The organism is Streptomyces sp. NPDC036764 (assembly GCF_055609385.1).
In genome coordinates this window covers 266,387-279,495 of the sequence record NZ_JBVJPT010000008.1, presented here as the reverse complement: position 1 = coordinate 279,495, position 13,109 = coordinate 266,387, and the positions used below count along the sequence as shown (strand labels likewise).

Sequence of the window (13,109 nt, the reverse complement as noted above, 5' to 3'; positions counted from 1 at the left end):
TACGTCACACATCTCACCCAGGCCTCCCACAGCCGTGATCGATCCGCAACCAATTCCGGGCTTGACCGAGACCCATCAACCCGGCGCGTGATTACGCTCCGAACCATGGCCGACACCCCCCGACACCCCCAACACCCGGACCGTCCCGCCGCAGAGCACGCCACGGACCACCCCGCCACCGACCGCCCCGTCTACGTCATAGGCGGCGGTCCCGGCGGACTCTCCGTCGCGTACGCCCTGCGCGCCCAGGGACTGCGTGCCGTCGTGCTGGAGAAGTCGGACCGGGTCGGGGCCTCCTGGCGGCGGCACTACGACCGCCTCCATCTGCACACCACCCGGAAGCTGTCGGGCCTGCCAGGGCTTCCGATGCCGCGCCGGTTCGGGCGCTGGGTGGCTCGCGACGACGTCGTGCGCTACCTGGAGAAGTACGCCGAGCACCACGACCTGGAGATCGTCACCGGCGTCGAGGTCTCCCGCGTGGAGCGCGCGCCCGACGGCTCCGGCTGGCTGCTGCGCGCCACCGGCGGACGTGAACTCACCGGTGCCGCGGTCGTCGTGGCCACCGGGCACAACCACACCCCGAGCATTCCGCACTGGCCCGGACGCGACACCTTTACCGGCGAGTTCCTGCACGCCGGCGAGTACCGCAACCCGGCGCCGTACGCCGGCCGCGACGTCCTCGTCGTCGGCGTCGGCAACACCGGTGCCGAGATAGCCGTGGACCTGGTGGAGGGCGGAGCCTCCCGGGTGCGGCTGGCCGTACGGACCGTGCCGCACATCGTGCGCCGCTCCACCGCCGGCTGGGCGGCCCAGTTCACCAGCATTCTCGTACGGCGGCTGCCGGTCCGGCTCGTCGACCGGCTCGCCCGGCCCATGGCGAGGCTGAGCGTGCCGGACCTGTCGCAGCAGGGGCTGCCGCGTCCCGACAGCGGGCTCTACAGCCGGGTCCGGGAAGGGGCGATCCCGGTTCTCGACGTCGGCCTCATCGACGCCGTGCGCAAGGGGCGCATCGAGATCGTGGCCGCCGTCGACGGCTTCGAGGGCGAGAAGGTCGTCCTCGCCGACGGCACCCGTCTCTCGCCGGACGCCGTCGTCGCGGCCACCGGATACGTCCGTGCGCTGGAGGACCTCGTCGGCCATCTCGGCGTCCTCGACGAGCGCGGCAGGCCGGTCGTCCAGGGCCGCAGCACCCCGGCCGACGCCCCCGGCCTGTACTTCACCGGCTTCACCAACCCCATCAGCGGCAATCTCCGCGAGATGGCGATCGACGCGCAGAGGATCGCCAAGGCCATCGCCGGCGACCGCGACGCCGGCCGACGGGTCTCGCGACTGCCGGTGACGTAGACACCCTCAACTCTCTTACGTAGATCTCCTGTTACTTGTGAGTCAGAAGTTGCGGGAGATCTGTACCGCGCCCTCGTGCGGAGCCAGAATGTGAGCCCTGTTCAGCTTTTCGGCTTCACTTTCCGGCTCCACTCCCTCTCGGTACGACGGAGGACGCACGTGGCACGCGAAAGACAACTCTCCCGCCGCTCCCTTCTCGGCGGCGCGGCCGCCACCGCCGGCGCCGCGGCCCTCACCGCAACCAGCGCCGGTACGGCCGCCGCGGCGACCCGCGAGGTCGACGTCGCGATCGTCGGCGCCGGGCTCGCCGGACTCACCGCCGCCCGCGACCTGGTGGCCGCCGGCAAGTCGGTCGTCGTCCTGGAGGCGCGCGACCGGGTCGGCGGCCGGGTGCTGGGCCTGAACCTGGCGAGCGGCGGCGTCACCGAGGGCGGCGGCGAGTTCATCGGCCCCACCCAGGACCGCATCAGGGCCCTCGCCGACTCCCTCGGCGTACAGACCTTCGCCACCTACAACACGGGGAACAACCTCCTCTACAAGGACGGCAAGAAGACCCCCTACGCCACCGACGGCATCCTCGGCTCCGTCCCGCCCATCGACGCGGCCGGGCTGGCCAACGCCGCGATCGTGCAGGCCAAGCTCGACGGTCTCGCCAAGGAGATCCCGCTCGACGCGCCCTGGACCGCCGCGAAGGCCGACGAATGGGACCGGCAGACCTTCGAGACCTGGCTGCGCGCCAACGCCGTCATCCCGTCCGCCAAGTTCCTCTTCGACGTGGCCTGCACGTCGATCTTCTCGGCCGAACCCCGCGAACTCTCCTTCCTGTTCGTCCTCTTCTACATCGCCGCCGCCGGCAACGCCGCCAACCCCGGCACCCTGGAGCGCCTCACCGAGACCGCGGGCGGCGCCCAGGAACTGCGCTTCGTCGGCGGCTCCCAGCTCGTGCCGGTCAAGCTCGCCGCCACTCTCGGCGACCGGGTGGTGCTCGGCGCCCCGGTGCGCAAGATCGCCAAGTCCGGCGCCAGGTACGTCGTGACCGCCGACGGCATCACGGTCACCGCCGGGAAGGTCGTCGTGGCCGTACCCCCGCCCATCGCCGCCCGCATCACCTACGACCCCCTCCTGCCGGCCGCCCGTGACCAGCTCACCCAGCGCCTGCCGATGGCCTCGGTGGGCAAGGCCATCGCCATCTACGACACCCCCTTCTGGCGCGCCGACGGACTCAACGGCCAGGTCGTCAGCGACACCGGCGTGATCAGCTCGACCTTCGACAACTCCCCGCCCGACGCCTCCTTCGGCGCCCTGATGGGCTTCATCGAGGCCGACGAGGCCCGCAAGCTGGACGCGGCGAGCGAGGCCGAGGTGCGGGCGGCCGTGCTGAAGGACTACGTGACGTACTTCGGCGCGAAAGCGGCCTCCCCCACCTCCTTCGTCCTGCAACGCTGGAACAACGAGGCCTACACCCGCGGCGGCCCCGTCTCCATCGCCGCGCCCGGCGTCCTGACCCGGTACGGCCCCGCCCTGCGCGAGCCGGTCGGCGGCATCCACTGGGCCGGGACGGAGACCTCCACGTACTGGATGGGCTTCATGGACGGGGCCGTGCGGTCGGGCGAGCGGGTGGCGAAGGAGGTGCTGGCGGTGCTGTGAGCGCACCGCCGGGCGTCGCCCTCGCACCGATCCCGCCGGGCGTGGAGTGCTCTCCCGCTCAACTTTGCGTGCACAGCCGTTCCTGACTGAGCGTCAGTTCCTTTAATCTGACACTGCGTCAGTTAATCGCTGTCACACAGGAGCGGGCGGACCGATGCTTGGATCAACCCAAGGCACCCTCACCACCGACTCCCGCCGGGCCCGGGTCATCGCCTGTGGCGAGCAACCCGGGCCCGCCGTCCACGGCCGGCCCGCCGAGGTCGACGATCTCGACGTCAGCGGCCGTCCCCTGTACTGCGACGTGCCCGATCTGGACCGCCTCTTCCGGCCGGAATCGGTCGCCGTGATCGGCGCCTCCGACGCCGAGGGCCGGCCGAACACCGGTGTCACCCGCCAGCTCATCGCCTGGTCGGAGCGGGTCGGCGCCCGGCTCCACCCGGTGCACCCGAGCCGCACGTCCGTCTTCGGCATCCCCTGCTCCCCTTCCGTCGCCGACCTGCCCGAGCAGGTCGATCTCGCCGTGCTGCTGGTCGCCGACCCTCTTCCGGTGATCGAGGAACTGGCCGAGACCAAGGTGAAGTTCGCCGTCGTCTTCGCCTCCGGGTTCGCCGAGACCGGCGAGGAGGGAGCCGCCGCGCAGAACCGGCTGACCGCCGCGGTCGAGCGGTCCGGGATGCGGCTGCTGGGCCCCAACACCAACCTCAACGCCTTCGAGCGGTTCCGCGACGACCTCGACGGCCCCGCGATCGCCCTCATCACCCAGTCCGGCCACCAGGGCCGCCCCGTCTTCGCCCTCCAGGAGCTCGGCATCCGCCTGTCCCACTGGGCGCCCACCGGCAACGAGGCCGACCTGGAATGCGCCGACTTCATCTCCTACTTCGCCGAGCGGCCCGAGGTCGGCGCCATCGCCGCCTACGTCGAGGGCCTCAAGGACGGCCGCGCCTTCCTGCTCGCCGCCGACCACGCCGCCCGCCGCGGCGTGCCGGTCGTCGCGGTCAAGGTGGGCCGCACCGAGACCGGCGCCCGTACGGCCGCCTCACACACCGGCAAGCTGACCGGCGCGGACGCGGTGGTGGACGCGGCGATGCGGCAGTACGGCGTGATCCGCGTCGACGGTCTCGACGAACTCCAGGACACCGCCGCCCTGTTGGCCCGCGCACGGCCGCCCCGCGCCGACGGCGTCGTCGTCTATTCGATCTCGGGCGGCACGGGCGCGCACTTCGCCGACCTTGCGACCGAGGCGGGACTGCGACTGCCGGCACTGTCGCAGGCCAAGCAGGCCGAACTGCACCAGTGGATACCCGAGTATCTGAGCGTGGCCAACCCGGTCGACAACGGCGGTCATCCCGTCGGCGACTGGCGCGGCCGGAAGATCATCGACGCGATCCTCGACGACCCCGCGGTGGGGGTGCTGATCTGCCCGATCACCGGCCCCTTCCCGCCCCTCAGCGACCGGCTCGTCCAGGACCTGGTGGACGCCGCCGAGCGCACGGACAAGCTGGTCTGCGTGGTGTGGGGGTCGCCGGTCGGCACCGAGCCGGCCTACCGCGAGGTCCTGCTCGGCTCCTCGCGCGTGGCCACCTTCCGCACGGTGGCGAACTGCATCACCGCCGTGCGCGCCTACCTCGACCACCACCGCTTCGTCAGCGGCTACCGCTCCCCCTTCGACGAGGCCGCGCGCACCCCGTCGCCGTCCTACCGCAAGGCGCAGGCACTGATGCGCCCGGGACAGCAGCTCAGCGAGCACTCGGCGAAGCAACTGCTGCGGGCGTACGGAATCCGCGTCCCGCGCGAGCAGTTGGTGACCAGCGCGGCCGCGGCCGTACGGGCGGCGGGGCTGGTGGGCTACCCCGTGGTGATGAAGGCGTCCGGCGCGCGGATCGCCCACAAGACCGAGCTCGGCCTGGTCAAGATCGGGCTGACCTCCGCCAGCCAGGTCCGCGACGCCTACCGCGAGTTGACCGACATCGCCCGCTACGAGGACGTGTCCCTGGACGGCGTCCTGGTCTGCCAGATGGTCGAGCGGGGCGTGGAGACGGTCGTGGGCGCCGCGCACGACGAGCTGTTCGGACCGACCGTGACGGTCGGGCTGGGCGGGGTGCTCGTGGAGGTGCTGAACGACACGGCCGTACGCGTGCCGCCCTTCGGGGAGGAACAGGCCCGGGACATGTGCGCCGAGCTGCGCGGGCGGGCCCTCTTCGACGGGGTCAGGGGGCGGCCCCCGGCGGATCTCGACGCGCTCGTGGAGGTCGTCCTGCGGGTGCAGCGCATGGTCCTGGAACTCGGGGACGACCTCGCGGAGCTCGACATCAACCCGCTGATGGTGCTCCCCAGGGGACAGGGCGCGGTGGCGCTGGACGCACTGGTGGTGTGCCGCTGAGATGAACGACCGCGACGAGCGGACCGCCGACGCCGGGACGACTGCCGGAGCCGACGTGACTACCGACGCCGGGACGACTGCCGAAGCCGACGTGACTACCGACGCCGGGACGACTGCCGAAGCCGACCTGACTACCGACGCCGACCTGACTACCGACCGTGAGATGAGCATGCCCGATTCCCCCCGTGCATCCGGAAATTCCGTCGATTCATTGGTACAGCACGCCACTGACAGTCAGGTCTGCCGCATCACCCTCAACCGGCCCGAGGCTCTCAACGCGATCACCCCCGACCAGCGCGAACGCATCATCGAGCTGCTCGCCGACGCGTCCGCGGACCCGGACGTGCGGGCCGTGGTGCTGACCGGCACGGGCCGTGGCTTCTGCGCGGGCGCCGACCTGCGCGGAACGGCGGCCGGCACGGAGCGCGTCGCCGGCGACGTCGCCCGCACGATCCGGCTCGGCGCCCAGCGGCTGATCGCGGCCGTGCTGGACTGCGAGAAGCCGGTGATCGCCGCCGTCAACGGCACCGCGGCGGGCATCGGCGCGCATCTGGCGTTCGCCTGCGACCTCGTACTGGCCGCGGAGTCCGCACGGTTCATCGAGGTGTTCGTACGACGCGGCCTCGTGCCGGACGGCGGCGGCGCCTACCTCCTCCCGCGCCTCATCGGACTCCACCGCGCCAAGGAGCTGATGTTCTTCGGCGACGCGCTCACCGCCGCGGACGCGGAGCGGCTGGGCCTCGTCAACCGGGTGATCCCGGACGGGGAGTTGGACAAGACGGCCCGCGAGTGGGCCGAACGCCTCGCCGCCGGCCCGACCCGCGCGCTCGCCCTCACCAAGCAGCTCGTCAACGCCTCACTGGACACCGACCGCACCACCGCCTTCGCCGCGGAGGCGGCCGCACAGGAGATCAACATGACGACGCGGGACGCGCGGGAGGGCGTGGCGAGTTTCGTGGAGCGCAGGAGCGCGGAATTCAAGGGGCGTTGAACGCGCTGGGCGTTGAGCGCTGGACGCTGGACGCTGGGGAATGGGGAATGGTGTGCGGCCATGTCTGCCCACCCCATGTGCGCAGGGCACACATGGTGTTCCCACACCCTCGCACACCCCTTCCCATCTGACGATCCGTCAGTTTCAATGGATGTCGTGATGGGACACGCAGGGATGGCGGCCGCCGCCGTCCGCTACCTGAGGTCGGCCGACGCCCCGCCCGTTCAGGCGCTGCCGCGCCCGGCGCTGCGCTGTGTCGGCGAGGACGAGCGCGCGCCGATCCCGCAGGACGAGTTCCGGCGGGTGCTCGGCAACTTCGCGACGGGCGTGGTCGTCGTGACGGCCCCGGCCGGCCCGGACACCCCGCACGCCCCCGCAGCCCCCGCCGGCTTCGCCTGCCAGTCCTTCTCGTCCCTCTCCCTCGACCCGCCGCTGGTCGCCTTCATGGTCGGCCGCACGTCGACGACTTGGCCACGCATCGCCCGCGCGGGCGTCTTCTGTGTGAACGTGCTGAGCGCCGACCAGGGCGAACTGTGCCGCGCCTTCGCGGTGAGCGGTGCGGACAAGTTCACCGGGGTGACCTACGACGCCGCCCCCGCCTCCGGCTCACCCCGCCTCGCGGGCACGCTCGCGTGGATCGACTGCACGATCCACGCGGTGCATACGGGGGGCGACCACCTCATCGTCGTAGGACGTGTGGACGCCCTCGGGGTGAGCGACGGCGACGAGCCACCGCTGCTGTTCCACAAGGGGCGGTTCCTGTAGCCCCGTCCGCCCGTTAGGCAGCCATCGCGACCGGCGCCGGCCGCCGCCGGATCACCAACGCCATCAGCGCCGCCCCCGCGCACAGCGCCCCGGACGCGTACCAGACCATGTCGTACGTGCCGAAGACGTCCCGCGCGACTCCGCCGGCGAAGGCGACCAGCGCGGCGCCCACCTGGTGGGAGGCGAGGACCCAGCCGAAGACGATCGCGCTGTCGTCGCCGTACTGCTCACGGCACAGGGCGACGGTGGGCGGGACCGTGGCGACCCAGTCGAGGCCGTAGAAGACGATGAAGAACAGCATCGGCGGGTGAACGCTCGGCGCGAGCAGCATCGGCAGGAACAGCAGCGAGATGCCGCGCAGGGCGTAGTAGACCGCGAGCAGGCGGCGCGGCTCGAAGCGGTCGGTGAGCCAGCCGGAGAAGATCGTGCCGACGACGTCGAAGACGCCGATGACCGCGAGCAGCGAGGCGGCGGCCGTGATGGGCATGCCGTGGTCGTGGGCGGCGGGCACGAAGTGGGTCTGGATGAGGCCGTTGGTGGAGGCGCCGCAGATCGCGAACGTGCCGGCCAGCAGCCAGAAGGGGCCGGTACGGGCCGCCGAGAAGAGCACCGTCACGGCCCGGCGGGCGGCGCCCTGCGCGGGCGGCGGCTTCGGCACGAACTCCTTCGAGCCGTACGGCGCCAGGCCCACGTCGGCCGGGTGGTCGCGCAGCAGCAGCCACACGAAGGGGACGACCGCCAGGGCCGTGAGGGCCACCGTGACGACGGCCGGACGCCAACTGTGCTCCTCGATCATCCAGGACAGCAGCGGCAGGAAGATGAGCTGGCCGGAGGCCGAAGCGGCGGTGAGGATGCCGGTGACCAGACCGCGCCGCTCGGTGAACCAGCGGTTGGTGACCGTGGCGGCGAAGGCCAGCGCCATCGAACCGGTGCCGAGTCCCACCAGCAGACCCCAGCACAGCAGAAGCTGCCAGGCCGCCGTCATCCAGTACGTCAGACCCGAGCCGACCGAGATCAGGGTCAGGGCCGCCGCGACCACCCTGCGTATGCCGAAGCGGTCCATCAGCGCGGCGGCGAACGGGGCGGTCAGGCCGTAGAGCGCGAGGTTGATGGAGACAGCGGCCCCGATCGTGCCGCGCGACCAGCCGAACCGGTCGTTCAGCGGGTCGATGAGCAGCCCCGGCAGGGAGCGGAAGGCGGCCGCCCCGAGGATCGTCACGAAGGCGACGGCGGCGACGAACCAGGCGCGGTGGATACGGGGACGAGGCGGCCTCGTCGGGGACGTGGCCTCGGTGGCGGCGGTGGCGGGGGTTGTCTGCGTCACGACAACGAGCTTCGGGCCTGCTCCGGCGAGGATCCATTGGCCCGAAGGACAGCATTCGTTAGGATCGGGCCATGAGCAGTGAGCCGGAGCCCCGTCCGCCGTCGGATTTCCGCCCGCACCGCGTGGTCGTCCTCGCGCTGGACGGGCTGCTCCCCTTCGAGCTGGGCATCCCGCACCGGATCTTCGGCCGCCCCAAGGACGCCCGCGGGCGCCATCTGTACGAGGTCGTGACCTGCTCGATCCGGCCGCCGGGCCCCGTGCGGACCGACGCCGACTTCGCCATCCAGGTCGAGCACGGCCCCGAGGTGCTGGCCACCGCCGACACCGTCATCGTCCCGGCGTCGTACGAGCTCGGCCCGGTCTTCGAGGAGGGCGTGCTCACCGACGAGCTGGCCGCCGCGCTCGCCCACATCCGCCCCGGCACCCGGCTCGCCTCCATCTGCACCGGCGTGTACGTCCTCGCCGCGGCCGGCCGGCTCGACGGGCGCCCGGCGACCACGCACTGGGCCGACGCCGAGCGCTTCCAGCGGCTGTTCCCGCGGATCAAGGTCGACGCGGACGTGCTCTTCATCGACGACGGCGACGTGCTGACCTCGGCCGGGGTCGCGGCCGGGATCGACCTGTGCCTGCACATGGTGCGCCGCGACCACGGCACGGCGATCGCCACCGAGGTGGCCCGCCGCACGGTCGTACCGCCCCATCGCGACGGCGGCCAGGCGCAGTACATCCACCGCCCGGTCCCCGACCCGCAGCAGTCGTCCACGACCACGGCCCGCGCCTGGGCCCTGGGCCGGCTCCACGAGCCCATCCAGTTGCGGGACATGGCCGACCAGGAGTCCATGTCGGTGCGCACCTTCACCCGCCGCTTCCGCGAGGAGGTCGGCGTCAGCCCCGGCCAGTGGCTCACCCAGCAGCGCGTCGAACGCGCCCGCCACCTCCTGGAGTCCACCGACCTCTCGGTCGACCAGGTGGCCGGCGCCGCGGGCTTCGGCACGGCCCAGTCGATGCGGCAGCACCTACAGGCGGCACTCGGGGTCACACCCACCAGCTACCGGCGCACCTTCCGCGCCGGCGGCAAGGCCGACCGCCAGGTCGTCGGCCGCACCTGAGACGTCCCGCCGGGCCTCTCCCCACCAGCCGAGCACGGTGAGCAGCAGGGTCAGCGACACACCGGCCAGGACGGCAGTGGACGGCGCGACCACCTGGAGCAGGCCGCCCGCGAGGGAACCCGTCGCCGCGTAGCCCGCGCCGGCGGCCGCGTACAGCACGGAGTATCCGGCGGCCAGGGCGCTCTGCGGGAGGGCCTCGCGCAGAGACAGGTTGCGGGTGATCAGCGCGCCCGACTGGAGCACGCCCGCGACGACGAGGGCGATCGTCATCCCGGCGCCGCCCGGTATGAGCGCGACCAGCGCCACGAAGACCGCCATGCTGCTGATCAGCACCGCACTGCGCGCGTGCAGCCGCCCGGGCCACGACCGCAGGCCGTACAGGAACGCCCCGAGTCCCGCCCCCACGGCCATGCCCGCCAGCATCGGGCCCGACCAGCCCACGCCGATGCCGCGCTGCTCCAGCAGTGCGGGCAGGGTGAGTTCGGTCAGGCCGAGCAGGGTGATGCTGGCCGCGCCCGTGACGTACACCGGCCAGGCCCGCAGCAGCACGCGGGTCTTCGCCCGGCCCGTGTCCCCGTCCTGTTCGCTCCCGGCCCAGCCCGCGGGCAGCAGCCAGTGGCCCGCGATCGACAACGCCATGCAGGCCGCCGCGAGGAGCAACGGCACCCGGGGCGCCACCGCGAGGGCCAGACCGGCGACGGCGACCGGGGAGACGGCCCACACCCCGGACATCAGCATCGACTCGGCCGACAGCGCCTGCGCCACGGCGCGTTCCGGAACCAGCGACGTCAGCAGCGCACGCTGCCCGCCGGCGGCCGCGGAGGGGGCGGCCCCGGCCAGGAACGCGAACGCCCCCAGCACCACGGGGTGCGAGTCGGCGAATATCCCGAGCCCGATGAACCCCAGCGCCCCACCCGCGAGTCCGACGACCAGATGACGCCGGCCGTGCGCCGGGTCCAGCCGCATCCCGAGGACCGGGGCGCCGATGATCTCGCCGAGCACATAGACCGCCGCGAGCGTCGCGCCCAGCGTGTAGCCACCGGGCCGCTCCCGCACCAGGAACACCAGCGCCAACGGCGTCATGGCGACCGGCATACGAGCGGCGACGGCGGTACACGCCCAGATCAGCACCTGCTTGGTGGCGACGTCTCGATAGGTCATGCAGATGACGGTAAGCGCCCCCACCGACAACACGGCAGCCGATTTCCGGGCCTGTGGAAAACCCCGCCACAAGCCGTCACCGCAGGCCGAGGGAACTCGCCGCGAACCGAGGAACCCCCGGAAGCCCCGGAAGCCCCGGAGACCCCGGAACCCCGGAGTCCCCGAAGACCTCAGAACGTCAGCACCCCGCGCGCCACCTTCCCCGCCTCCGCGTCCGCCGCCGCCCGCTCGAACTCCTCCACCGGATACGTCTGCGTCACCAGTTCGTCCAGCATGAGCCGCCCGGCCCGGTACAGCTCGGCGTACAGGGCGATGTCGCGCTGCGGCCTCGACGACCCGTAGCGGCAGCCCAGGATCGACTTGTCCAGGTACATCGAGGACACGAGGAAGGACGCCTCGGCGGTGGCCGCCGGCACCCCGAGCAGTACTGCCTGCCCGTGACGGTCGAGCAGATCGACGGCCGCCCGGATCAACTCCACGCGCCCCACGCACTCGAAGGCGTGGTCCGCCCCCGTCGGCAGCAGGTCCCGCACCCCGTCCACCGACGTCAGGAAGTCCGTCGCCCCGAACTGCCGCGCCACCGCCTCCTTCGCCGGATTGGCGTCCACCGCCACGATCCGCAGCGCCCCCGCGATCCGCGCGCCCTGGATGACGTTGAGCCCGATCCCGCCGGCGCCGATCACGACCACCCGGTCGCCGCGGTCGACCCGCGCCCGGTTCAGTACGGCCCCCACCCCGGTCAGCACCCCACACCCGATCAACGCGGCGGACGGCAGCGGAATGTCCTTCGGGATCCGCACCACCTGCACCGCTTTCACCACGGTCCGTTCCGCGAAGGCGGAGTTGGACGCGAACTGGAACACGGCCTGCTCACCCCGCCGGAACGGCCTTCCCGGCCGCCCTATGGCCTGCCGGCACATGGTCGGCCGCCCCCGGTCGCACTCGGCACACGCACCACAGTTGGCGAGCGTGGACAGCGCCACATGATCCCCGGGCTCGACATGGGTGACCCCCACACCGACGGCCTCCACCACCCCCGCGCCCTCATGGCCCAGCACCACAGGAACGGGGAAAGGTATGGTCCCGTCCACCACCGACAGATCGCTGTGGCACAACCCGGCAGCCGAGATGGACACCAGCACCTCACCCGGCCCCGGATCCCGTACCTCCAGATCGTCCACGACCTCGACCCGCTTGCCGTCGAACATCACTGCGCGCATCAGACGACCCCCTTGGGCTCCCTGGGCAGACCGAGCACCCGCTCGGCGATGATCGTGCGCTGAACCTGGTCCGAACCCCCGTAGATCGTGTCGGCGCGGGAGAAGAGGAACAGATGCTGAGCGTCGTCGAGTTCGTACGGCGCCGAGGGCGCCCACTCCCGCGGCCCCGCGCTCGCCGACGCACCGCGCACCTGCACCGCCAGCTCCCCGAGCCGCTGATGCCAGCCGCCCCACAGCAGCTTGGCCACACTCGGCGCCCCCGCGTCGCCCGAACTCCCCAGCGTCCGCAGGGCGTTCCACCGCATCACCCGCAACTCGGCCCACTGCCGCACCAGCCGGTCGCGTACGACGGGATCCTCCACGGCGCCGGACCGCACCGCCGCACCCACGACCCGCGCCAGCTCCCCGGCGAATCCGATCTGCTGGGCGAGCGTGGAGACCCCCCGCTCGAACCCGAGCAGGCTCATCGCGACCTGCCACCCCGCGCCCTCACCGCCGACCAGGTGCTCCGCGCGCGCACCGTCGAAGAAGACCTCGTTGAACTCACTCGTGCCGGTCATCTGCCGGATCGGCCGCACCTCGATACGCCCCGGCTGGTCCATGGGGACGAGCAGGAAGCTCAGTCCGTGATGGCGCCGGGAGTCCGGCTCGGTACGGGCCAGCACGAAGCACCAGTCCGCCTCATGGGCGAGGGAGGTCCAGATCTTCTGCCCGGTGACGCGGTACGTCCCGTCCGAGGCCCGTTCGGCCTTCGTGCGCACCCCGGCGAGGTCCGACCCAGCCCCGGGTTCGCTGTACCCCTGGCACCACAGCTCCTCCCCGAGCGCGATCGGCGGAAGGAACCGCGCCTTCTGCTCCTCGCTCCCGTGCGCGAGCAACGTCGGCGCGAGCAGTTTCTCCCCGATGTGCCCGGACCGCGCCGGCGCCCCCGACCGCGCATACTCCTCGGCCCACACGACCTGCTGAGTGAGCGTGGCGACCCGATTCCCGTACCCGCCCTCCCCCCACCCGAGCCCGATCCACCCGGCTTTCCCGAGGGTGCGCTCCCAGGCACGGCGTTCCTGCCCGCTTTCGGCATGCTCACAGAGCCACGCCCGCGCCTCCGCGCGGAACGTCTCGTCCTCGGCGGCGAATTCAAAGTCCACTGACCTCTCCTCTTGACGCCGGA

At 72.1% G+C, this 13,109-nt stretch carries 10 protein-coding genes; 6 read left to right on the top strand and 4 right to left on the bottom strand.

The genetic code is table 11. From position 1 onward, the window contains the following. The first annotated feature begins 105 nt into the window (after positions 1-105). The 5 genes from ACZ69Q_RS28120 to ACZ69Q_RS28100 all read left to right on the top strand — a co-directional run bounded on the left by ACZ69Q_RS28120 (position 106) and on the right by ACZ69Q_RS28100 (position 7,127). A complete protein-coding gene (locus ACZ69Q_RS28120) occupies positions 106-1,344 on the top strand; it encodes a flavin-containing monooxygenase (RefSeq protein ID WP_471046781.1) in 1,239 nt (412 codons plus the stop codon). A gap of 159 nt (positions 1,345-1,503) precedes the next feature. Then, entirely contained in the window at positions 1,504-2,991 is a 1,488-nt protein-coding gene (locus ACZ69Q_RS28115; protein ID WP_471046780.1) for a flavin monoamine oxidase family protein, read from the top strand. A 154-nt stretch (positions 2,992-3,145) separates the two neighbouring features. Continuing rightward, the gene (locus tag ACZ69Q_RS28110) at positions 3,146-5,371 is read left to right on the top strand and encodes an acetate--CoA ligase family protein (RefSeq protein WP_471046779.1); all 2,226 of its coding nucleotides are present in this window, start codon (positions 3,146-3,148) and stop codon (positions 5,369-5,371) included. 169 nt (positions 5,372-5,540) lie between these two features. Then, on the top strand, positions 5,541-6,362 hold the full coding sequence (locus tag ACZ69Q_RS28105; RefSeq protein WP_471046945.1) for an enoyl-CoA hydratase/isomerase family protein: 822 nt from the start codon (positions 5,541-5,543) through the stop codon (positions 6,360-6,362). Between the two features lie 159 nt (positions 6,363-6,521). Next, positions 6,522-7,127 (top strand): flavin reductase family protein, encoded by a 606-nt coding sequence (locus ACZ69Q_RS28100; protein ID WP_471046777.1) that lies wholly within the window; start codon positions 6,522-6,524, stop codon positions 7,125-7,127. A 13-nt stretch (positions 7,128-7,140) separates the two neighbouring features. Here the strand turns inward: ACZ69Q_RS28100 and ACZ69Q_RS28095 are convergent, their stop codons facing one another. Further along, the gene (locus tag ACZ69Q_RS28095; RefSeq protein WP_471046776.1) at positions 7,141-8,451 is read right to left on the bottom strand and encodes an MFS transporter; all 1,311 of its coding nucleotides are present in this window, start codon (positions 8,449-8,451) and stop codon (positions 7,141-7,143) included. Positions 8,452-8,522: 71 nt separating this feature from the next. Between ACZ69Q_RS28095 and ACZ69Q_RS28090 the strand changes: the two genes are divergently transcribed. Then, complete coding sequence (locus ACZ69Q_RS28090) at positions 8,523-9,560, top strand: GlxA family transcriptional regulator (protein ID WP_471046775.1); 1,038 nt, start codon at positions 8,523-8,525, stop codon at positions 9,558-9,560. Here ACZ69Q_RS28090 and ACZ69Q_RS28085 read toward each other — a convergent pair. The 3 genes from ACZ69Q_RS28085 to ACZ69Q_RS28075 all read right to left on the bottom strand — a co-directional run bounded on the left by ACZ69Q_RS28085 (position 9,468) and on the right by ACZ69Q_RS28075 (position 13,086). Beyond that, entirely contained in the window at positions 9,468-10,721 is a 1,254-nt protein-coding gene (locus ACZ69Q_RS28085; RefSeq protein ID WP_471046773.1) for an MFS transporter, read from the bottom strand. The genes ACZ69Q_RS28090 and ACZ69Q_RS28085 overlap by 93 nt on opposite strands. 170 nt (positions 10,722-10,891) lie before the next feature. Continuing rightward, positions 10,892-11,941 (bottom strand): alcohol dehydrogenase catalytic domain-containing protein, encoded by a 1,050-nt coding sequence (locus ACZ69Q_RS28080; protein ID WP_471046772.1) that lies wholly within the window; start codon positions 11,939-11,941, stop codon positions 10,892-10,894. Beyond that, on the bottom strand, positions 11,941-13,086 hold the full coding sequence (locus tag ACZ69Q_RS28075; RefSeq protein ID WP_471046770.1) for an acyl-CoA dehydrogenase family protein: 1,146 nt from the start codon (positions 13,084-13,086) through the stop codon (positions 11,941-11,943). Before ACZ69Q_RS28075 ends, ACZ69Q_RS28080 begins: the two co-directional genes overlap by 1 nt. Positions 13,087-13,109: the final 23 nt, after the last annotated feature.